General features: G+C 36.3%; 22 protein-coding genes. 14 read left to right on the top strand and 8 right to left on the bottom strand.

Annotated elements, in window-relative coordinates; translation table 11 throughout:
• Positions 1-48 precede the first annotated feature (48 nt).
• The gene (locus BUC06_RS24430) at positions 49-1,131 is read right to left on the bottom strand and encodes a thrombospondin type 3 repeat-containing protein (protein ID WP_073333498.1); all 1,083 of its coding nucleotides are present in this window, start codon (positions 1,129-1,131) and stop codon (positions 49-51) included.
• A 101-nt stretch (positions 1,132-1,232) separates the two neighbouring features.
• Here BUC06_RS24430 and BUC06_RS10470 point away from each other — a divergent pair, with 101 nt between their 5' ends.
• The 3 genes from BUC06_RS10470 to secG all read left to right on the top strand — a co-directional run bounded on the left by BUC06_RS10470 (position 1,233) and on the right by secG (position 5,121).
• Entirely contained in the window at positions 1,233-2,546 is a 1,314-nt protein-coding gene (locus BUC06_RS10470) for a M16 family metallopeptidase (RefSeq protein WP_073333496.1), read from the top strand.
• A 53-nt stretch (positions 2,547-2,599) separates the two neighbouring features.
• Positions 2,600-4,645, top strand: coding sequence for a M16 family metallopeptidase (locus BUC06_RS10465; protein ID WP_073333826.1), 2,046 nt, complete (start codon positions 2,600-2,602; stop codon positions 4,643-4,645).
• A gap of 131 nt (positions 4,646-4,776) precedes the next feature.
• Complete coding sequence (gene secG / locus BUC06_RS10460) at positions 4,777-5,121, top strand: preprotein translocase subunit SecG (RefSeq protein ID WP_073333493.1); 345 nt, start codon at positions 4,777-4,779, stop codon at positions 5,119-5,121.
• 51 nt (positions 5,122-5,172) lie between these two features.
• Here the strand turns inward: secG and BUC06_RS10455 are convergent, their stop codons facing one another.
• Positions 5,173-6,006 carry a glycosyltransferase family 2 protein gene (locus BUC06_RS10455; protein ID WP_073333491.1) on the bottom strand — a complete coding sequence of 278 codons (834 nt, stop codon included), beginning with the start codon at positions 6,004-6,006 and terminating at the stop codon, positions 5,173-5,175.
• Positions 6,007-6,008: 2 nt separating this feature from the next.
• Positions 6,009-6,620, bottom strand: coding sequence for a recombination mediator RecR (gene recR, locus BUC06_RS10450; protein ID WP_073333488.1), 612 nt, complete (start codon positions 6,618-6,620; stop codon positions 6,009-6,011).
• A 320-nt stretch (positions 6,621-6,940) separates the two neighbouring features.
• Between recR and BUC06_RS10445 the strand changes: the two genes are divergently transcribed.
• From BUC06_RS10445 to BUC06_RS10405, 8 genes are all read left to right on the top strand, one after another.
• Positions 6,941-7,546 (top strand): LURP-one-related family protein, encoded by a 606-nt coding sequence (locus BUC06_RS10445; protein ID WP_073333486.1) that lies wholly within the window; start codon positions 6,941-6,943, stop codon positions 7,544-7,546.
• A gap of 19 nt (positions 7,547-7,565) precedes the next feature.
• On the top strand, positions 7,566-8,057 hold the full coding sequence (locus tag BUC06_RS10440) for a hypothetical protein (protein ID WP_073333483.1): 492 nt from the start codon (positions 7,566-7,568) through the stop codon (positions 8,055-8,057).
• A 109-nt stretch (positions 8,058-8,166) separates the two neighbouring features.
• Positions 8,167-9,609, top strand: coding sequence for an aminoacyl-histidine dipeptidase (locus tag BUC06_RS10435; RefSeq protein WP_073333481.1), 1,443 nt, complete (start codon positions 8,167-8,169; stop codon positions 9,607-9,609).
• Between the two features lie 8 nt (positions 9,610-9,617).
• The gene (locus tag BUC06_RS10430) at positions 9,618-10,046 is read left to right on the top strand and encodes a hypothetical protein (protein ID WP_073333478.1); all 429 of its coding nucleotides are present in this window, start codon (positions 9,618-9,620) and stop codon (positions 10,044-10,046) included.
• A 210-nt stretch (positions 10,047-10,256) separates the two neighbouring features.
• Positions 10,257-10,859: an LOG family protein gene (locus tag BUC06_RS10425; protein WP_073333476.1), complete on the top strand. Its 603-nt coding sequence runs from the start codon at positions 10,257-10,259 to the stop codon at positions 10,857-10,859.
• A 312-nt stretch (positions 10,860-11,171) separates the two neighbouring features.
• Positions 11,172-12,596, top strand: a complete 1,425-nt coding sequence (locus BUC06_RS10420; RefSeq protein WP_139263343.1) for a helix-turn-helix transcriptional regulator — start codon at positions 11,172-11,174, stop codon at positions 12,594-12,596.
• A 639-nt stretch (positions 12,597-13,235) separates the two neighbouring features.
• Positions 13,236-14,051 (top strand): hypothetical protein, encoded by an 816-nt coding sequence (locus BUC06_RS10415; protein ID WP_073333471.1) that lies wholly within the window; start codon positions 13,236-13,238, stop codon positions 14,049-14,051.
• Positions 14,052-14,512: 461 nt separating this feature from the next.
• On the top strand, positions 14,513-14,839 hold the full coding sequence (locus tag BUC06_RS10405; RefSeq protein ID WP_073333465.1) for a transposase: 327 nt from the start codon (positions 14,513-14,515) through the stop codon (positions 14,837-14,839).
• Between the two features lie 186 nt (positions 14,840-15,025).
• Here the strand turns inward: BUC06_RS10405 and BUC06_RS10400 are convergent, their stop codons facing one another.
• Positions 15,026-15,355: a 2Fe-2S iron-sulfur cluster-binding family protein gene (locus tag BUC06_RS10400; protein WP_073333463.1), complete on the bottom strand. Its 330-nt coding sequence runs from the start codon at positions 15,353-15,355 to the stop codon at positions 15,026-15,028.
• A gap of 12 nt (positions 15,356-15,367) precedes the next feature.
• Entirely contained in the window at positions 15,368-16,423 is a 1,056-nt protein-coding gene (locus tag BUC06_RS10395; protein ID WP_073333460.1) for an NAD(P)/FAD-dependent oxidoreductase, read from the bottom strand.
• Between the two features lie 157 nt (positions 16,424-16,580).
• Here BUC06_RS10395 and BUC06_RS10390 point away from each other — a divergent pair, with 157 nt between their 5' ends.
• On the top strand, positions 16,581-17,351 hold the full coding sequence (locus BUC06_RS10390; RefSeq protein WP_073333458.1) for a DUF3108 domain-containing protein: 771 nt from the start codon (positions 16,581-16,583) through the stop codon (positions 17,349-17,351).
• A gap of 274 nt (positions 17,352-17,625) precedes the next feature.
• Here the strand turns inward: BUC06_RS10390 and pheS are convergent, their stop codons facing one another.
• Together pheS and BUC06_RS10380 are read right to left on the bottom strand one after the other, a co-directional pair.
• The gene (gene pheS, locus BUC06_RS10385; RefSeq protein ID WP_073333455.1) at positions 17,626-18,636 is read right to left on the bottom strand and encodes a phenylalanine--tRNA ligase subunit alpha; all 1,011 of its coding nucleotides are present in this window, start codon (positions 18,634-18,636) and stop codon (positions 17,626-17,628) included.
• A gap of 126 nt (positions 18,637-18,762) precedes the next feature.
• Entirely contained in the window at positions 18,763-19,422 is a 660-nt protein-coding gene (locus BUC06_RS10380; protein WP_073333452.1) for a YceI family protein, read from the bottom strand.
• A 75-nt stretch (positions 19,423-19,497) separates the two neighbouring features.
• Here BUC06_RS10380 and BUC06_RS10375 point away from each other — a divergent pair, with 75 nt between their 5' ends.
• Positions 19,498-20,433: a sulfate/molybdate ABC transporter ATP-binding protein gene (locus BUC06_RS10375; protein WP_073333449.1), complete on the top strand. Its 936-nt coding sequence runs from the start codon at positions 19,498-19,500 to the stop codon at positions 20,431-20,433.
• Positions 20,434-20,755: 322 nt separating this feature from the next.
• Here BUC06_RS10375 and BUC06_RS10370 read toward each other — a convergent pair whose 3' ends face one another.
• Complete coding sequence (locus tag BUC06_RS10370) at positions 20,756-21,100, bottom strand: zinc ribbon domain-containing protein YjdM (protein ID WP_073333447.1); 345 nt, start codon at positions 21,098-21,100, stop codon at positions 20,756-20,758.
• 394 nt (positions 21,101-21,494) lie between these two features.
• On the opposite strand from BUC06_RS10370, the gene BUC06_RS10365 reads away from it, so the two are divergent.
• Positions 21,495-22,700: an RsmB/NOP family class I SAM-dependent RNA methyltransferase gene (locus BUC06_RS10365; RefSeq protein ID WP_073333444.1), complete on the top strand. Its 1,206-nt coding sequence runs from the start codon at positions 21,495-21,497 to the stop codon at positions 22,698-22,700.
• Positions 22,701-22,709 lie beyond the last annotated feature (9 nt).

Raw genomic sequence — 22,709 nt, 5'->3', positions numbered from 1 at the left:
TAGAAAGTAAAAAAATTAAGATGGGCATTCTTCCGGATCAAAATAGGTTTAATCATTAAAATTTTTCGTCACCGTCCATTTTCCGTTTTCGTATTGATAATATTTTACAGGTTGTGAAAAGTATCCGGATTTAGGATTCGAGAAACTAAGCATAACAAGTAAACCTAATTTTAAATCCTTATCATATTGTGCCACCATAGAAATTCCAAAACTAACTTCCTGCACATCAACAAATTTATTGTCTTTTCTGACCATAGATAATTCTTTGACAGGTTTTTGAGGTGCTACATAATAAAAATTGCTTTCCTTTCCGTCATCAGTTATTTTTCCATTATAAAAAGGCGGACTTCCTGTAGTGACGAAAAAATCATTTTCTTCTTTTCCCCAGCCAAAAAAAAACTTTTCACCTCCAAACACGGCCGATACGGGAATAATAATCCCATTTCCTGTTTTCTTTCTGAATTTGGCGAAATTATTCCTGTTCCAAAGTTTATTAAAAATTTCCGACTCTATTCTTTTTTCATAGTGTTTACAGTCGTAGTAAGGATCATTTCCACATTCAGGTCCGCCACCAATGATGGTTTTTCTCAGAAAAAGAACTTTTTTAGATTTTAAAAAGAATGTTTTAAAATCCGGATCCTGGCAGATCAAATCAAAAAGACTGTCGAAATTCATTTCACTAAGCTGTTCAACGTTTTTTTCGTAGCGTATTTTCTCTTCCTCATACAGTTTTCCGCAGTCTCTTTTACGCGGAGGGCAACCCTGATTTTCCACCATTCCCGGCAACGTAGGACAGGCATCATCTTTATCCAGAACGCCGTCTCCATCCGTATCAAGCCACGGACATCCGTTATTTTCAAGGGGTCCTGCTACATCCCGACATTGATCATCCTTATCCCGAATTCCATCTTTATCTTCATCCGGCCATGGACAGCCCTTATTCTCTGTTGATCCCTGCTCTTTAGGGCACTGATCCAGATAAAAAAGAATTCCGTCTCCGTCTTCGTCGGAAAGACAGGTCTTTTTATTCCATTCTTTTCTGCATTTTTTCAATGCATCCTTATCGATGATTTCCTGTGCCTGCATCATAAAAAGGGAGAAAAGAAAAAGTAAAGTATAAGAAATTCTCATAATGGAGTTAAATAGTTTTACAAATAAACATAAAAAGTAGAATAATTATGTAACAAATACCGTGTTTCCTCTACTAATTTATACAAAACAATTTCTACTTTATGAAAAAGCGACTTCTTTCTGTAGCAGCAGCATCTTTCTTCGGAATGGTCCTGAATGCACAGCAAATTAAATTCGAAGAGTATGACCTGCCAAACGGCCTTCACGTAATTCTTCATCAGGATAATTCTGCACCGGTAGTGACTACAGGGGTAATGTACCATGTAGGGGCCAAGGATGAAGTAAAGGGAAGAACAGGTTTCGCGCACTTCTTCGAACACCTTTTATTTGAAGGAACCCCCAACATAAAAAGAGGGGAATGGTTCAAGATCGTTTCTTCAAACGGAGGTCAAAATAACGCTAACACAACGAGTGACCGAACCTATTATTATGAAACGTTCCCTTCCAATAACGAACAGCTTGGTCTTTGGATGGAAGCTGAAAGAATGCGCCACGCGGTCATCAATCAGGTGGGAGTAGATACTCAGAGAGAGGTTGTAAAAGAGGAAAAAAGATTAAGAATGGACAACCAGCCTTATGGAAACCTTTTCCCTACGATTCAGAAAAACTTATTCACCAATCACCCGTATAACTGGCCTACGATTGGTTCTATGGAAGATCTAAACTCTGCAAAACTTGAAGAATTTCAGGCTTTCTATAAAAAATACTATGTTCCGAACAACGCAACATTAGTGGTTGCAGGAGATATCAAGCCTGAACAAACTAAAAAGTGGATTCAGGAATATTACGGAGGAATTCAAAAAGGAACGCTTTATCCAAAAGATTTCCCGAAAGATGCTCCTATCACTCAGGAAAAAGAAGTAACAGCTACGGATTCTAACATCCAGCTTCCGGCATATATTTTTGCATACAGAACTCCTGCTAACAAAGAAAAAGATGCTTATGTTCTTGATATGCTTTCTTCTTACCTGAGCAATGGTAAATCTTCAGTTTTATACAAAAAATTAGTTGATCAGGAGAAAAAAGCGCTTGCTGTACAGGCTTTCAATCAGGGTCTTGAAGATTACAGTATTTTCGCATTCTTTGCGATCCCAATGGGACAGACAACAAAACAGACTTTACAGGCTGACATTGATGCTGAAATCAAGAAACTACAGACAGGGCTGATCTCTGAAGAGGATTATCAGAAACTTCAAAACCAGTATGAAAATCAGTTTGTGAATGCGAATTCAAGCATTCAGGGAATTGCTGCTTCACTGGCAACCAACCACGTATTGATGGGCAACACCAATTTGATCAATAAGGAAATTGACATCTACAGATCAATCACAAGACAGGATCTGCAGAACGCGGCTAAAAAGTACTTGAATTCCAATCAAAGAGTAATCATCAATTACGTTCCTGAAAAAAAGTAGTCATTTAAAACTTTCAGGTTTAAAAAATGATTATTAAAATTAAATTTTTACAAATGAAAAAGCAATTAACATATATAGCTGCAGCGTTTTTTTTCGCAGGAACGATTTCAGCACAAAAAATTGATCTTAACGCAATGCCGAAACCAGGTCCTACTCCTGCGATCAACATTGCCAAGCCAAAAACTTTTCAACTAAGCAATGGTCTTACGGTAATGGTTGTGGAAAACAATAAATTACCAAGAGTAAACACAACGCTTTCGATGGACAGACCTCCCTTCAACGAAGGAAGTGTAACGGGCGTAAGCTCTATCATGGCTGAACAGTTCGAAAACGGAACAACCAATGTAAGTAAAGAGGATTTCAACAAAAAAGTAGATTATCTGGGCGCTAACTTAAGCTTTTCTTCCAATGGTGCTTTCGCTAACTCTCTTTCAAAATATTTCCCGGACGTATTAAGCTTAATGGCTGATGCGATCACTAATCCTAAGTTCTCTGCTGAAGAAATTCAAAATTCAAAAGAAAGAGCTTTAGAAGGGTTAAAAGCTGAAGAGAAAAATGCTTCTGCAATCGCTTCAAAAGTTTCCAATGCTTTAATGTATGGTAAAAATACATCAAGAGGAGAATTCGAGACGGTAGAATCTATCAACAAAATCCAGTTAGCTGACGTACAAAATGTTTATAAAAAATATTACGCTCCGGACAATGCTTATTTAGTGATTGTAGGAGATGTAAAATTTGACCAGGTAAAATCATTGGTTGAAAAAGCGTTCAGTGGATGGAAAAAGGCTAACACGCCTATCGCTCCTCTTGAACCATCGGCTAATGTTGCTAAAACTGAAATTAACATTGTAGATGTACCTTCTGCGGTACAGTCAGTAGTTTCAGTAAACAACCTGAACAATCTTAAAATGAAAGATCCTAACTATTTCGCTGCTACGATGGCCAACTACATCCTGGGCGGAGGTGGTGAAGCGAGACTTTTCATGAATCTTCGTGAGAAAAACGGATTTACATACGGAGCGTACTCAAGCCTGAGTGCAGATAAATATTCTTCTGATTTCTCTGCCAGTGCAAGTGTGAGAAACGAGGTGACGGATAAAGCAGTTAAGGAATTCATGAATGAACTTAATGCGATTACAACGGTAAAACCTGAAGAACTGGAAAATGCGAAAGCTAAACTGAAAGGTTCTTTCATCATGTCATTAGAAAAGCCGGAAACGATTGCAAAATTTGCCTTGAATCAAAAGGTTCAGGATTTACCTTCTGATTTCTATACAAATTACTTAAAATCAATTGATAAGGTAACGGCGGCTGATATTTCCAATGCTGCAAAAGCTTACATATTACCTAACCAAAGCAGAATTTTCATCGCTGGTAAAGCTTCTGATATTTCTGAAGGACTGGAAAAATTAGGATATCCTGTGAAATATTTCGATAAAGAAGCCAATCCGGTTGCAAAACCAACAACACAAAAAGTGGATGCCGCGGTCAGTGTTTCTTCTATTGCTGATAAATACATCAATGCGATCGGAGGAAAAGCTAATATTGCCAAGATTACCTCTTTTGTCATGAACGCTTCTATGTCTATGCAGGGTCAGAATATTGATTTTAAAATCTCTAAGGCTCAAGGCGGTAAAGAATTAACGACTGTCACTGCAATGGGACAGGTTGTTCAGAAGCAGGTTTTTGACGGCAAACAGGGGTATTCTGAGCAAATGGGTCAGAAAGTTGAGATGAAGCCAGAACAGGTTGCTGAAAAACTAAAAAATACTGAACTTTTTGAAGAACTTGGTTTTGCAAAATCTCAGGATTATAAAGTGGCCGGAATTGAAAAAATCGGTGGTGAAGATTCTTATGTAATTAAAGGAAAAGACACTACTTATTATTACAGCGTAAGCACAGGCTTAAAAACAGGAGAAACAAAGACGGTAAAAGCACAGGGACAGGAAATCACCGTGCCTACTACTTTCTCTAATTATAAAGATGTAAACGGAGTGAAAATGCCATTCACCATCACCGTTAATCAAATGGGCATGGACATGACGATGAATGTAAAATCATACGAAGTGAACCAGGCTAAAGATTCTGATTTTAAATAACAATACTGTTGATTGCAGAAAAAACGGCAGCTGACGCTGCCGTTTTTATTTTTAATAACATTTACCATGATCTTCTTTGTCATTCGGTAAAAAAAGATTAAATTTGCCCATTCAAAAAGATATCAAAATTAATGGATACTATATTTATACTATTGATGGTTCTTATTATGATCGCCAGCATCTTATTGGTAATCATCGTTATGGCTCAAAATCCTAAAGGAGGAGGCCTTTCCAGTACTTTCGGAGGTGCATCACCTGCACAGTTTGGAGTACAGAGAACCAATGATTTCATGGAAAAAGCAACATGGACTCTTGGCGCAGTAATCATCGTTCTTATCCTTATAAGCGTTGTGATCACAGGTAAGCCTACAACAACAGCTCCGGCACAGCAGCCAGTGAAAAAAGAAGCTCCGGCTCCAACTAAGCAATCTGCTCCTGCAGCTCCGGCTCAGGTACCCGCAGCTCCGGCTAAATAATAAAAGATCTATCTTATATAAAACAAAAGCAGTTCAAATTGAACTGCTTTTTTATTTTAGTTTAATCTTCTCAATCTTGTGGCGGAGTTTCAATCCCGCTTTTAAAAATGAATACTGCATCGGCTTGGATTCTCTGTAATATTTATCGATAAAGATCTGCATTGCGCCATAAAACCGGTCAAGATACACTTCATCTTTAATGGTACTTTCTCCTTTATGATGAAGAATAGAAGCAGCCCCGTAATAATAATTCTTATAACCATTTCTCAACAGCGTATAGCACAGATCAATATCTTCCCCATACATAAAATACGTTTCATCGAGACCTCCGATCTTTTGGTAAATATCTTTTTTAACCAACAAAAATGCTCCTGTAACCACCTCTACTTCTTCCACCGCATACTCATCAATATCACTTCTGTAGTAAGACTTTGTATTGCTTCTTTTAAAATTCGTAAACAGTTTTTCAAAAGAATTGAACATATCCGGCACAGAGCGTTTACTTTCAGGAAGAAAAACACCTTCCGCATCATGCATTCTTACCCCAAGACCTCCAAAATCCGCCTTGGAATCTGCAAAATCCAGAATCTCTTTCATATAATATCCTTCCAGCTCAGTATCAGGATTCAGAAGCAGAACATAGTCTCCGGTTGCTGTTTTTATAGCTTTGTTGTTGGCACTAGCAAACCCTTCATTCTGTTCTGAAGAGATAAAATACACTTCAGGGAATTCCGCAATAAGGTCTCGCCAGGAGGCGTCTGTAGATGCATTATCTATTACAATGACTTCATAGTCCTCTCCTTTTGTATATTTCTCAATAGACAGGAGACAATTTCTCAACAGCCTGGTCACATTATAATTAACAATAATTATCGACAGCTTCATATTTAATCTTTTTCGTTGTAGGGTAATCTGTTCATAATAGATCTGCCCAGTGACACTTCATCAGCATATTCTAATTCATCTCCTACTGAAATTCCTCTCGCAATACTTGAAAAATTCACATTGAAGTTTTTAAATTTTTTATAAATATAATAGGCAGTGGTATCTCCTTCCATCGTAGCACTCAATGCGAAAATAAATTCTTTTACCTCACCCTGGTTTACTTTCCTTTCAATACTTGGAATATTCAGCTGGTTGGGTCCAACGCCTTCCATCGGTGATATCTTACCTCCCAGAATGAGATATTTTCCTGTAAACTTTCCTGTATTCTCAATAGCGATCACATCACGTACATCTTCAACGATGCAGATCACCTCGCTGTTTCTTTTATCATTACTACAGATCTCACAGACCTCAAAATCTGAAAAATTGTGACATTCTTTGCAGTATTTTATTTCATTAACCAGATTAATCAATGAATTTCCAAGACTTACCGCTCTGGAATTGGGTTGTTTTAACAGATGTAATGCTAATCTTAAAGCTGTTTTTCTGCCAATTCCGGGCAGTCCAGAAATTTCATCTACGGCTTTTGCTAAAACTTTGCTAGGGTAATCCATAGGTACAAAAATAAGGAATATTGTTGAGAATTGGTGCGGGTTTCGGGGTTTGAAAGTTCTAGTTTAACGTTTAGTTGCTGATTGAAAGTTTCTATAAAAGATCTCATATCTGAAATCTCATGTCTAAAATCTTGTATCTTGAAGCCACCATTCACTTTCACTTACAAAGCAAAATTCACCATTGCCGTTTATCCAACCCGAATATCAGCCTCGTTCTAAAGTCTCATGTCTCATATCTGAAATCTCATGTCTGCAGTCCACTCTATCATTCTAAAAAAAACCTCTATCTTTGGGGTTCTAATATGAAAAAAATAAACTAAATGGTACTTAAAAATCTAAACTATCCTCTAGATTTCAAATTCAAAATCTCAACATTAGCGAGTGATTTTAATATTACAGATAAAAACGGAAGCTATGTTGCGTATGTACGTCAGAAAATGTTTAAACTGAAAGAAGACGTCATTGTCTTCAATGACGAAAGTAAATCCAAAGAGCTCTTCAGAATCAAAGCCAATCAATGGATTGATTTCAATGCTTCTTATTCTTTAAATGATCTTGTCGACAACAAAAACTACGGAAGACTGGCCAGAAAAGGAATGCGTTCTATCTGGAAATCTTCGTATGACATTTTGGATTCAAACGATCAGCCGAAATTCAGTGTTACAGAAGATAACGCATGGACAAAATTCTTCGATGGAATGGTAAGTGAGATTCCAATTATAGGGATGTTCACAGGATATTTTCTTAACCCGGCCTATACTGTAAGGGGTATTGACGGAAAAGAATATTTTAAATTAAAAAAAATGCCGTCTTTCTTCGGAAGAAGATTCCAGCTTGACAGAATGATTGATATCAATGACGAAGACGAAAGTTTAGTCATCTTATCATTACTGATGATGGTTCTTCTGGAAAGAGCAAGAGGCTAAAACAATAAAAAAGCAGACAATGAAATATCTAATCATTTTCTTTTCAGCGCTTCTTTTGACTGCATGCAAAAAAGATAAAGAAACCGTTCAAAGTTCCACTTCGTCGGATTCTTTAAGTCTTGTCAAAGATTCTGCAAAAACAGAAAAAACAACCGGAAAAGTACTGGTAGACATCATCCCTTTTCCAAAAGAGATCAAAGAATGCTCGTGCTATTTCGCAAGAAACAAAGCTGAATTTGAAGCAGAGAAATACATCTATGCTGACGATGCAGGAAAAACTGCCTATATGAAACTCGACGGCAAAAGATTAGCAATGAATCTGATTTCGTCAAGCGACATGGAAGTAGATGAAGAACTCACCAAAGAGATTGAAAGTGATCACTATAAAATCTCTGTAAAAGGTAAAAAAATAAAACACGAAGAAGCTTTATTATTTGAAGGTACACTTACGATTGAAAAACCGGACGGTACTGTAGAAACAATGCCTATTTATGGTGAATGCGGATGTTAGAAAAACAAAAGGGTAATTTTGCCTTTTTGTCCTGATACAACTTATAAAAAATGCTTCCGGATTCACGGAAGCATTTTTTATTTTGTAATTTTGATAAAAATAAAAGTTCATGGAATTATCTAATATAGAACCGCAGATTATCTGGAAAAATTTTTCCAAATTAAATGCAGTTCCAAGACCCTCTAAAAAAGAAGAAAGAGTCATTGCTTTCATCAAAGACTTTGGTGAAAACTTAGGATTGGAAACCACTGTAGATGAAGTAGGAAACGTTATTATCAGAAAACCGGCTACTGCGGGTATGGAGAACCGCAAATCTATTGTCCTTCAGTCGCATCTTGATATGGTATGCCAGAAGAACAACGATGTAAGCTTTGATTTCGATACAGAAGGAATCAAAATGGAAGTTGACGGAGACTGGGTAAAAGCAAAAGGAACGACTCTGGGAGCTGATAACGGTTTAGGAGTGGCAACCATCATGTCTATCCTTGAAAGTTCAGATATTCCTCACCCAGCTCTTGAAGCTCTTTTCACCATTGATGAAGAAACGGGGATGACGGGTGCTTTAGGTTTGAAACCAGGTCAGTTGACAGGAGAAATTTTATTAAACCTTGATACAGAAGAGGATGACGAGATTGATATCGGCTGTGCAGGAGGTGTTGATGTGACGATTACTCAAAATTACGGAACAGAAGCTGCCAAAGGACAAACCGTAAGAATTGAAGTGAAAGGACTTCAGGGAGGACATTCAGGAATGGATATCCACAAAGGTTTCGGAAACTCCAATATCATTTTGGGAAGACTTCTTTACAGCGGTTTGGAAAAGCAGAACATCCAGTTGATCTCTGTTGACGGAGGTGGATTAAGAAATGCTATTCCAAGAGAAGGTTCAGCGTTGATTTCTGTGAGAAATGCTCAGGAATTTATCGAAGTGGCAACCGCTCTTAAAAAAGACATTTTAGAAGAATTTGCTACCGTAGAACCGGGTCTGCATATCAATATTGAAAACTCTACAACTTCCGACCAGGCCATTTCAGAAGAAGATTCAAAAAAGATCATTCTTACTTTAAAATCTCTTCACAATGGCGTGTACAGAATGAGCCCGGACGTTAAAGATCTTGTAGAAGCATCTAACAATGTGGCAAGAGTAGAATTAAAAGAGGGAGCGCTTAAAATTTTAAACCTTACCCGATCATCTGTTGATTCATCTAAGTATTCTGTGGCAGAACAGTTGAAATCTGTTGCGGAATTAGCTGGAATGAATGTTGAATTCAGTGGCTCTTATCCGGGATGGAAACCAAAACCGGGTTCTGAAATCGTACAGCTGATGGAAAAGATTTATACAGAAAAATTTGGTGAGAAACCTCACGTAGTGGCTTGTCACGCAGGCTTAGAATGTGGTATTATCGGAGCGAACTATCCGGCAATGGAAATGGTAAGTTTCGGACCTACGATCAGAGGAGCACACTCTCCGGATGAGAAAGCCAATATTCCTTCTGCTCAGAAGTTCTGGAGTTTCACTAAGGATATTTTAGCGAATATTCCTCAGAAATAAATAAGAAAATGATGATTGGTACTTGGAAAGGAAAATATAAATATAACTTGAAACAAAATTCTGAATTCAACAAAAAAGAAGTTGGATTTACAGTAGAAATTACAGAATTTGATGGTGAAAGTTTTATTGGAACTATTCAAGACGATGATAAGAATTATGGCACTGAAGGTTTAGGAACAATCGAAGGAAAACTTGACGGTCATGAGATAACATTTATTAAGAAAATGCCAATCAGGTCTATCTTATATGGCAACAACAAACAAAAAGTAGAGTTTGAAAATAAAAAACATATGCCCATCCATTATCACGGCACTTTAAATTTGAAAAATTCTTACATAGGAACATGGAAAATTAAAGGTGGAATAAGTTTTAGGAACTTATTGTTATATGTTTCATTTGGAACTCAAGGAACTTGGGAAATGGTTAAAGTTGATTAAGTATTCCCAGAAATAAATATATTAAATATCCAGAATCATATGATTTTGGATATTTTTTAATTTAAACCATTAAGGTTTTTATTAAGTCGTTAACATGATTAAGAATCTATAGGTTTTAGGCTTAAAAATATCTTTGATATTTTACTTAACTTTCCTTCATAACTTCATTAATCTTAATGGTTCAAATATTATATAACAAGATTTACAACAATGAAAAGTATAACAGTATTCTGCGGATCAAGTTTCGGTACGGATGATATTTTTAAAGACCATGCTTTCCTGCTTGGACAGACGCTGTCCCAACAACACATACAATTGATTTACGGCGGTGCAGATGTAGGTTTGATGGGAGCTGTGGCAGACGGAACTCTAAGCGAAGGAGGAAAGGCTATAGGTGTTCTCCCTCACTTCCTGCAATCCAAAGAAATTGCTCATAAAAACCTTACCGAGCTTATCGTCGTAGAAACGATGCACGAAAGAAAAACAAAGATGAATGATCTGTGCGACGGCGTAATCGTTCTTCCCGGTGGCTACGGAACTCTTGAAGAGTTTTTTGAAATGATCACCTGGGCTCAACTCGGGCTTCATACAAAGCCTATTGGGATTTTGAATATTGATGGATTTTATGATGATTTAATCAGACTGGTGCAGACCATGGTGGATAAAGGGTTTTTAAAGCTGGTGAATCGTGATATGCTTTTGATAAGCGGTAGCATTGATGAGCTTCTGGAGAAAATGAGAAATTATGAGGCACCTACTGTAGGGAAATGGATTTCTAAGGATGAAGTTCAAAAGCTATACGTAAAGCATTAATTAGAATATGTTCTGCATTTTTGGTAAAACAGAAAAACTATCCCCACGGCATTTCATAAAATCACATTGAATCTTCCTGCTTTTTAAAAGTATTAGTGAATTTACGATACAAATCTGCCCTCTGTTTGAATAAAAACACAAAATAAATACTATTTTGTAGATAAAAAAACTAATTTGCGCCTTTTTGAGTAGGTGTTTTTTCCTGCAAAAAGATATTTTTGTGGAATGACAATTAGTACTATGAAAATATTTAATCTACATATTAGGTTTGTGTTTGTTTTAATATTTTTCTGTTCTATCAGTTTTGGGCAGGTGAAAATAACAGCTAGGGACAGCTTGAAAACATTGATTGCAAGCAGCTACAGAAATGATATTTTTGATAATCATAAAGATGTTCTTCGTTATAGTACTGAACTCTATTATTTGGCTAAAAACAAAAATGATCAGGAAAGCATCATGTTTTCCTTATTCGAGCAATCCCGTATTTATTTCATGGAAAATAAATATGGGGTTACTTTAAAAAAGCTTAGTGAGGGTATAAAGCTGGCAAAAAAAATGAAGAATTACAATATGCTTTGCAGATTCACTCTGATCTACCAGAAAGTATTGTTACATCTTGATTATAATAATAATGAAATCAAAGTTTTTATAAATAAATGCACTGAGTTTAATCAGCATGTTAAAAATAAAGACGACCAGCATATTAATACCATATACATCCTTGTTGCCAAAGCAGATTCTTTCCTTAATAATGAAGGATTATGTAATGATATGGATAAGGTCGTAACCTTAAAAACACAGGCTTTTCAGGAATCTCTGAAAATAAAGAATAATAATCCACTGAAAACCTTCACCCAAATCTATGCATTACAATCACTGAGCTGGTCCTGTGCTTTAGCACGGGATTTTAGTAGAGCTAATTCTTATCTTGCCATTACCGACAGTTTACTCTCCAAAAACCCCAATTATTATTTTAATGTAGATTGCCTCATCACTAAAGGAGCAATCGAAAATATACAAAGAAACCACCAAAAAGCAATTGACTATTTTGAGCAGGCCATTAATAAGGCTGAAAATTCTCAGGCCATATATCAATTGTATACTGTATTTCCTATGATTTCAGCTTCCTATGGTGAATTGGGCGATTTCCGACGTGGAATGGAGTATTCATGGAAGGCTAAAGATATGGCTGAAAAATTACAACAATTAAGAATGGAGGGCCACAATGTAGCAGTAATTACAAGCATCAATGCGGAAATTCATCATATGGAAAACAGGTCGGAAATTCCGTATATACTTCTTATCATTGGTATTCTTATACTATCTGTTTTATCATATTACTATTTTAAGAAAAAACACAGGATCATTCCGGTTTCTTTAGAGAAATTAAAAGATATAGATGAGGGAAACTATTCAGAAAGGAATATTTCCGAAAACGATGCGGATAATAATAAAAAGTTGGTACATCTGGCTAAAGAGGATATAAATACATTTTATATGGAGTTTGAGAAAAATTATCCTGTCTTCCAGCATATATTGAAACAAAAATATCCTCAACTGAATCTATCGGATATCAATTTCTGCTCTTTAATAAAAATGAAGTTTGAAATCAAACAGATTGCCACTTATACGAATACGACTTTAAGATCTGTAGAAAGCAGACGCTACAGGATCCGAAAAAAAATGAAACTTAAGGGTCAGGACGACCTCTATATTATTGTTTCTAACATAAGTTAGTTCCACTTAATCAAGGTTGTTCTCATAAGATGAACAGGTTTGAATAAATTTAATCAGCAGAAGCCTATCTCCTGCCTTTTTTTACTATAAATTGCACTATTTCGCGTAGAAGCTTTCTTCACAATCTTCTTTATTTTTGCAAAGAAATAATAAGTAAGTAAGGTTTGAGGGAACAATTATTTATTTAGATTTTTCAAGAATGTTTTTTTTTATCCTAGACAGATCATTTGTGGTTACTTGATCTGTCTTTTATTTATTACAGAGTCCTGATTCTTTGCTTCACACTATATTATTACAATTACTTAGCTGATTCTTTCTACCAAAACCTTTATTAAAGCAATTTTACAATAATTTACGCTTATTTGCGTACTGCATTACACAAAGCGTTTCTCTTAATTTGCAATCAAAATAATTGAATACCCATCATTTCATTCATTTTTATATGCTTGATTTTTCATCACAAAATATTGTGTTAAAAATGAAAATAAAGTAATTAAAATATAAATTTCTGTGAAACATCACTCTTTTTATTAAAAAAAGCAAGAAGCAAAAATAGTATAAAACCCGAATCTTGAAACATGGTAAAAAAAGATTCTAATAAGACACAAACCTTAAATTTTTACAATAAAAACTTTATTTATGAAAAAGAATATTACTTTCGTTTTCTCTCTGATGACAGCTTCCTTGTTGTTTGGTCAGGTAGGAGTTAACACAACCACACCACAGGCTACCTTAGATGTTGTCGGAAAAAAAGGAGCTACAGACAAGGATGGGCTTATAGCACCCCGTCTTACAAGATCAGAACTTACAGCAAAAGGGGATACTCTTTATGGGGCAGCTCAAAATGGGACCATTGTTTTTATTACCGATGTTACCGGAGGAAATGCGAGCTCCCAGAGGATTAATGTTACACAGACCGGATACTATTATTTTGATAGTACAGCGAACGTATGGCAGAAAATACCTAATAAAAATGAAATTGCTGCTTTAGAGCCCTGGCAGGTGACGGGAGGAACGGCAAAAGCTAATTCAAATACACAAAACATCTATCAAAATGGAAACGTTGCTATAGGTGATTACAGTACTTTAGCAGCTACAGAAAAACTTGATATAAATGGAAATCTACGTATTAGGCAATTATCCAACGGTATTAATGTGAGCGACTATATTTACAATATCGTAGCAAAAACAGATGGCACTTTAGGATATAGAACTGCCGTATCACCCAGCCCACTGTCTGGTACTACAAGAGTTGTAGACAGTCCACTTTCAACTGGAGTTTCATTTTCTAATTTCATTCCGGTTATTATTCAAAATCAAAAGCAAGGTGGTGATGCGGCTTCATATATCATGTATTCCAGTGGCGGCACAAATCCAACTTGGCTAATTGATTTTACAGACACAACAAATTCTAGCTCAAATGTGTCCTATTCTATCATTTTCCTTCCCAGATAATAGATAATTCATCAATTTGAATGATTTTCAAAAACATCCACATAGGAAAGATAATCTTGGAATGTGTACACACAAAGGAAATGGATATCACCCGAATATGTAATTTCTTTAACCGTACATCATCTGAAATTGAACAGATGTATGAGTATAAAAGTTTGGAGTCGGATATTCTATTGAAATGGAGCAAATTACTTGAATATGATTTTTTTAGAATCTATTCCCAGCACCTGATATTATATTCGCCTCCATCTCGTGAATATATAAAAAATAAGGATAGGCAATCATCTTTACCTCAATTCAAAAAAAACCTTTATACCAAAGAGATGATAGAATTTTTATTAGAGCTTATCAATTCAGGTCAAAAAACAAAAAAACAAGTGGTAGAAGAATATAAAATACCCAAAACCACTTTATACAAGTGGCTAGATAAATATAATTAACAGACACCAATTTCTACATTTATGAAAAATTCAACTCCAGATTATGCAAAAATCTATCGCGATATGATCAGTATGAAATATCCTGAAAAAGAGTTGCTCTCTAGGAATATTCTCAATAAAAAAGGGATACTTTCTTTAATGGATATCATAAAACTTAATACCATTATTTTTGGTCCAATTACAAACGGCAGTATAGAAAACCAGAAACACAGATCTTATAATAAAGAAACAATACTGTATATTTTAGATTATCAGAAAAAAAACAATTTGAACAACACACAGGTAGCCCACCACTTCAAAATGAGTAGAAATACTATTTCAAAATGGAAAAAACTACTTGTCTCATAAATACTTTTGTCCATTTTAATCATATTAGTCGTGAATCAGCAGGTATCCTGCTGGTTTTTTTATAAAAAGATTAGAACAAATTTTCCCTATTTCTATAATAAAATTCTTTCTTTTTGAATACAAAACCTCCCGAAGAAAATCTTCGGGAGGTTTTTATATTAACTTAAAACTTAAATTAAATATTTTCTAAGGATAAGGAGCAATGGCTACTTCAAGACCTTCCATAGCATCCATCATATGCAGCTGGCATCCCAGTCTGCTGTTTTCTTTTACATGGTAAGCTTCCGCAAGCATCGCATCTTCTTCATCGCCCATCGGCTCAAGGCCCGGATCAGTGATCACATATACCTGACATGAGGCGCACATCGCCATTCCTCCACAAACTCCAATGGTTCCCTCTTCCGCCAATTCATAAGAACGGATGATCTCCATCAGGTTCATAGACATATCTGTAGGTGCTACAACATCATGGGTGATCCCCTCCCGATCGGTGATCTTTATATTAATATCTGACATAATAATGCAAAATTAGTCAATTTTTTTCACAACTGCCTTTTCTGCTTCTTTACGGCTACCGTCAAATCCGTCTACACCGCTTACGGTCGTATATTTAAGTACAAATTTCTTCCCTGGATTCAGCCTGTTGTAAACACTCTGACACATCAAAGTTGCTTCGTGGAAACCACAAAGAATCAGCTTCAGTTTTCCAGGATACGTATTGATGTCACCAATAGCATAGATTCCGTCGATGTTCGTTTGATAATCAAGTGCATTGTTAACCACAATTGCATTTTTCTCGATATTCAGTCCCCAGTTTCCGATCTCGCCCAATTTTGGAGTCAGTCCGAATAAAGGAATGAAATAATCCGTTTCAATATCGAATGCTTCCTGTCCTTCAATTTCTACTGTAATGGCTTCAACTTTCCCGTCCCCTTTGATTCCGGTAACTTCAGCAGGCGTAATTAATTTAATTTTCCCCTGATTTTTAAGATCCTGAACTTTTTCCACTGAATCCAAAGCTCCTCTGAATTCGTTTCTTCTGTGGATTAAAGTTACTTCACTGGCAACATTAGAAAGAAAAACACTCCAGTCCAGTGCAGAATCTCCTCCTCCGGCGATCACTACTTTTTTGTTTCTGAAATGTTCAGGTTCTTTAACAAAGTACTCAAGACCTTTCTCCTCGTAAGCAGCTACATTTTCGAAAGTAGGCTTTCTGGGTTCAAAAGTTCCCAATCCACCTGCAATAGCAATCGCTTTACATCGGTGAACAGTTCCTTTGTTGGTGATGACCTCAAACCACTCATCATCTACCTTTGTATACGAAACGGCTGTTTCTCCCAAAGTGAATCCCGGCTGGAACTGCTTGATCTGCTCCATCAAATTATCAACTAATTCTCCTGCATTCACAGAAGGATATCCCGGAATATCGAAAATAGGTTTTTTAGGATAAAGCTCAGCTAGCTGTCCTCCTGGCTGTGGAAGTGCATCAATAATGTGACACTTCATTTTTAATAAACCTGCTTCAAAAACAGCAAAAAGCCCGGTAGGTCCGGCTCCTATGATCAATATATCAGTGGTTATCATAATAAAAAGATAATTTAATTATACATGTAACTGCAAATTTACTAATTTTAATGCGAAGCCTATTTAATTGATTCTAAATAAAAACCTGAGATTTATCAAATCCTGGTCAATACATAAGAATCTTAAATTTGGCAGTGTTTTTGTTAAATGTCATATCATGAAGAAAATTTTGAGTTTTTTTGCAATATTTACGTTCCTGCTGAGTTACGCTCAGATCGATAATATTGCTGATGGTGAATCTATTACATTCAGAATTCACTATGGAATCCTGAACGCCGGAACCGCCAATCTTACAACCAAAAAAACCACCTATATGGGGGCTCCTCATCTCTATGTGAAAGGAACGGGAAAGACTACAGGCGCAGTCAAAGCCTTCTTTAAAGTAGAAGATTTATATGAAAGCTTCATCAATACAGACACCGGCCTTCCAAGCTTTTATGTTCGAAATGTACGGGAAGGCAGCTATCGCCAGCATTTTGAGACGGTTTTCAATCACGATAACCATACACTGATATTAACTGATAAAAAAACACCAGCCAATGGTTCAAAGGTGATTAAATCGGTAAAAGGAGTTCAGGATATGCTTTCCTGCTTCTATTACCTGAGAAGCAAAAGTACCAGTGAACTGAAAGTAGGAACCGTGATCAACATGAATGTATGGATTGACGATGAGATGTTTCCGTTTCAACTGAAAGTAACAGGAATGGAAGATCTGAAAACTAAATTCGGAACCATCAATTGTCTGAAGATTATCCCTTCTGTAAAAAGCGGAAGAGTTTTTAAGGAAAAAGAAGGAGTAACGATGTGGGTGACCAATGATGCCAATCATATTCCAATGCTTTTGCAGGCTGAACTGGCTGTAGGATCATTAAAAGCGAGTATCGATGATCTTAAAAATGTAAAATACCCTTTAAAATATCTTAAGTAAAAAGCAGATGATCAGTCTTTTTAACTTAAAAAAAATGCTAGCAAAAATTTGTTAGCATTTTTTTATTTCCCGGTGTAATATATTGTCCTGATTGATTGTCTTATTAATAACAGCAGACATACTAAATAACATGGCTTTACATGATCGTTTTATGTCACTACAAACAAGACAATACACGTTGTAAATTTTTCAATAGAATTGTTTTTAATTACGTTTTGTTTCTTAGGTCAGTAATTAAAAACAAAAACCTCCGGATTTTCCGGAGGTTTATTTTTTATAGTGATTTAAACTGTTCTAAAGTTCTGATATCATTTTCGAAGAACATTCTGATATCGCTCATCTGGTAAAGAAGCATTGTGATTCTTTCAATACCCATTCCGAAAGCATATCCTGAATATTTTTCAGCATCGATATTCACATTTTTCAGTACGGCAGGATCTACCATTCCACATCCCATGATTTCAAGCCAACCTGTTCCTTTTGTGATTCTGTAATCAGTTTCAGAATTTAATCCCCAATAGACATCTATTTCAGCGCTAGGCTCTGTAAAAGGGAAATAAGAAGGTCTCATTCTGATCTTGGATTTTCCGAAAAGTTCAGTAGTAAAGAACTGAATGGTCTGCTTAAGATCTGCAAAACTTACATTCTCATCAATATATAATCCTTCGATCTGATGAAATATACAGTGGGAACGTGAAGAGATCGCCTCATTTCTGAATACTCTTCCCGGAGAAAGAATTCTGATCGGCGGCTGATTTTCTTCCATATAACGAATCTGTACAGAAGACGTATGCGTTCTTAAAAGGATATCAGGGTTCTGTTCAATAAAGAAAGTATCCTGCATATCTCTTGCCGGATGGTACTCAGGAAGATTAAGAGCGGTAAAGTTGTGCCAGTCGTCTTCTATCTCAGGACCGTCGGCTACGGCAAAACCTATTGATTTGAAAATTTCAATAATCCTGTTTTTCACCAGATTGATCGGGTGTCTGGACCCAAGATCCAAAGGAAAAGCCGGTCTTGTAAGATCTTCTTTTTCTGTGATAATAGCAGACTGGGAAGAATCTTTCAGATTCTCCAATTTTCCTGCTACCGCCTGTTTCAAAGAATTGATCTTTTGTCCGAATTCCTTTTTCTGGTCGTTTGGTACTTCTTTAAATTTTTCAAAAAAATCATTCAGAACACCTTTTTTACCATTATACTTAATTCGGAAGTTTTCAATTTCTTCTTTAGACGTAGCATTGAAGCTGTTTACTTCGGTAAGTAGTTCTTCTATCTTTTCTATCATTGTTTTACCCTTTCAAAATGTTTTGCAAAAATACGTTTTTTAAGTTTAATAATGAATCTGTGATAAAAAAATCTGCCCCTTTATGGGAGGCAGACTTCAATCACTTATTTCACTTAAATAAAAAAATTATTTCTTTTCTAAAGCTTTAACGTTGATCTGAAGAGTCACCTCATCCTTGATCACCCCGTTGGCAGCAGGAGCCTGGAACTTTACGCCAAACTCTTCTCTCTTAATATCCTTAGGCTCAGTAGCCACACTTACTTCTCCATCTTTTACAGAAACATTAGCCTTAAACTGAACCGGTTTTGAAATGCCTTTGATCGTTAAATTACCATCAAGAAGGGTATTGTAATCTCCTTCTGTAGCCGGGGTCACTTTTGTAATTTCAAAAGAAGCGGTAGGAAATTTTTCTACTTCAAAGAAATCACCACTTTTAAGATGACCATTTAATTTACCTAACTGCTCAGCATCATTTTTTAAATCTTCAGACGTTAAAGAACCCATATCAGCAACAAATTTTCCGCTTTCAAGTTTTCCTTCTTTTACCGTCACATCACCACTTTCAAACTTAATCGTTCCGAAATGGCTGGTGCTTTCAGACTTGAATATTTTATATCCTTTCCACTCCACTTTACTGTTCAGTGTATCCAGTGTATACTGGTTCCCGTCTTTTGTAGTCGTTACTTCATTGCTTTCGCTGGTAACAGGTTTGTCTTTTTTGCAAGAAACCATTACCGCTGCCACAAATAAAGCAGGAATAGCTAAAGAAAACAGCTTTTTTCTCATTTTTGATATATTTTTATTACTTCTGCTAATATAATAAAAAATTTTATTTTTTCATAAAAACCTTACATTTGTATTATGCTTTTAGAAATAAACAATTTATATTTTTCCCACAACAAAGATAATCCCCTGTTTCAGAACCTTAATCTGGGTTTTGAGGAAGGCAGAATCATTGCACTGGCGGGAGAAAGCGGATGTGGAAAATCTACCATGCTGAACCTTATCTATGGCCTCCTCGACTGGGAAAGCGGTGAAATTGTTTTTAACGGAACGAAGCTTTTGGGACCCAAAGGAAATCTTGTTCCCGGAGAAGCTGAAATGAAACTGGTAGCTCAGAATTTTGACCTGATGCCTTATGCAACGGTTGCCGAAAATGTAGGAAAATTCATATCTAATATCAATCTAGCCAAAAAAAAAGAAACGGTCATGGAACTTCTGGAAGTGGTAGGGCTTCAGGAATTTGCCAATACCCTTCCTAAATATTTAAGTGGAGGTCAGCAGCAAAGAGTGGCCATTGCCAGAGCCCTTTCGGTATTACCCAAACTGCTCATTTTAGATGAACCTTTCAGCAATCTGGATTTTCCGAGAAAAATAGAACTTCGTGAAAGACTTTTCAGATATGTGAAACAGCATCAGATTTCCCTAATCATTTCAACCCATGAACTTCAGGATATTATGCCATGGCTGGATCAGATTGTTATTTTAAAAGAGGGAAGACTGATTCAGAACGACAGCCCGGAAGAAACCTACAGGCATCCTTATAATTCTTATGTAGCCAAACTTTTTGGAGAAGTTAATATTTTCAGTGAAGAAGAAAAGACCGCATTTCAACTGTCTAAATTTTCATACTATCCTAAAGAAATAAAAATTTCCGACGATGGTATTGATGCCGAACTTCTTGAAAGCAGATTTGCAGGAAACCATTACTGGAACAAGATCAAAGTACACAACAAAGAACTTATCGTGTATACAGACGAAAAGGTGGAAGGAACTATTAAAATTTCATTGGTTTAAGCAGAGATATTCACCTCCGGAGAACCCCTTTACCATTGACTAAAACTTACAATTTAAAATACGTAACTCCTACATTCACTTACACTTATTACGAATATCTGGATAAAAAAAAGTACAAATATAAGAAGCTGTTTAAAACTTTTTCTTACATTTGTACTTCCACAGCATAAGGAAATTTTTGGTTAATTCTCTTTCTGCCCTAAGACGGACATTAGCACATCCCTGCAATTAAGTCTTTGAAAGATTACACTGTCCAATCTTTTCCTTTCTTTATTAATGACCGTAAGCAATATCAACTTCACTAAGGCGATTGCCCAAGGACTTAAGCTTTCTTTACAAATTCTGATTTCAAAGCCATAGAACCGAAACCATCAATTTTACAGTCGATATTATGATCACTATCCGGTCTTAAACGGATATTTTTCACTTTAGTTCCTGCTTTTACAGGTTTTGGAGCTCCTTTTACAGGCAGGTCTTTAATAACAACCACAGAATCCCCATCCAGAAGCTCATTCCCGTTTGAGTCCAGGATTTTTCCGTCATTAGATGCTTCAGCAGACGTTTCTTCAGGATTCCACTCATAAAAACATTGAGAGCAGGTCATCATATTATCGCTCGGATAAGTAAATTCAGAGCTGCATTTCGGACAAAGTACAGTATCACTCATATTTTTGATTTTTGCAAAGGTAAGATTTTTGGGATAAAGGGAAATTTGAGACTTCAGATTTCAGACACAAGACATCAGACTGTGAGGAAAAGAGGGCAATGGTGAATTTTGTTTCGCAAATGAAGAGTGAATGGCAGATATAAGAAAAAAGATGCAAGAACCGGAATTTCACACATCAGATTGACACGAATATTTGAAACCGTCAATGGTGAATTTTGTCTTTCAAGTGAAATTAAGCTTAACTATTACGAACAAGCAACGGTCAACAAGCAACTCCTTTCCAACTGACAGATTCCAAAACCCCAACACCCTACTATTCTCAAACTCCTCAACCCAATTCTTAACTCTCAACTATAATTCGTACTTTTGCAAATTCAAACAGCGAAGCAAATTTATGGAACTTATTCACAGAAACTTAGCGATCGGAATTCACGATGCTTTACAGGAAACATTTTTCGAGAAAAATAAATACGCCGATAAGGTCATCGAAAGACTTTTAAAAGCCCACAGAAAATGGGGAAGCCAGGACAGAGCCGTTGTTTCTGAGATTTTCTATAATATTATCCGCTGGAAAAAACGTCTTGAATACTATATGGGTGAGGGGGTAAAACCTACCAACATCTATAAACTGATGATGGCGTACCTGCTTTGGAGCAAGACCAATTATAAAAAGTTTGAAGAATTCGACGGAATCAAGATCGCTGACATTCTTACCAAACTTAAAAAGAATACCGTTCCTACGAAAGCCATTGAACATTCTATTCCTGATTGGTTGGCTGAAACTTTAGAAAAAGAATTAGGACCGGGTTGGGAAAAAGAAATGCACGCTTTAAATGAGCAGGCTCCAACGGTGCTAAGAGCAAACAGCTTAAAAACAACTCCTAAAGAGCTTATTTCTGACCTTTCAGACGAAGGTGTAGTAGCATACACGGTAAGAAATTATCCAGACGCTGTCCAGCTTGAGGAAAAGAAGAATGTTTTTCTTACCACAGCTTTCAAAGAAGGTTTATTTGAGGTTCAGGATGCTTCTTCACAGAAAATCGGATATTTCCTGGATGTAAAAGAAGGCCAGAGAGTGGTAGATGCGTGTGCTGGTGCAGGAGGGAAAACACTTCACTTAGCTGCGTTGATGGGAAATAAAGGTCAGATCGTAGCTTTAGATATTTTTGAACGGAAACTGGCCGAATTGAAACGTCGTGCCAAGAGAGCAGGAGCCCATAATATCGAAACCCGTATGATCTCTGATAACAAAGTGATCAAGCGTCTTCATGATAAAGTAGACAGACTTCTTATTGATGCACCATGTTCAGGACTTGGTGTTCTTAAGAGAAATCCGGACAGTAAGTGGAAAATTGATCAGGACTTTATCGACAGAATCAAAAAAGAGCAGCAGCAAATCCTTCAGGATTATTCCAAAATGCTTAAGGTAGGCGGAAAAATGGTCTACGCGACATGTTCGATCTTACCCTCTGAAAATAATTTACAGGTAGAAGAATTTTTGAAAAGCAACCCGGGATACAAAATGGTTAAAGATGACAAAGTAATGCCTAGTCAGGGTTATGATGGATTCTACATGGCGTTGATCGAAAGAGTTTCTTAATACAACATC

Origin of the sequence: Chryseobacterium carnipullorum (assembly GCF_900142785.1) — a bacterium.
GTDB classification, from domain to species: Bacteria; Bacteroidota; Bacteroidia; order Flavobacteriales; family Weeksellaceae; genus Chryseobacterium; species Chryseobacterium carnipullorum.
The sequence above is the reverse complement of the archived record's forward strand: the minus strand, read 5'-3'. Positions and strand labels throughout refer to the sequence as shown.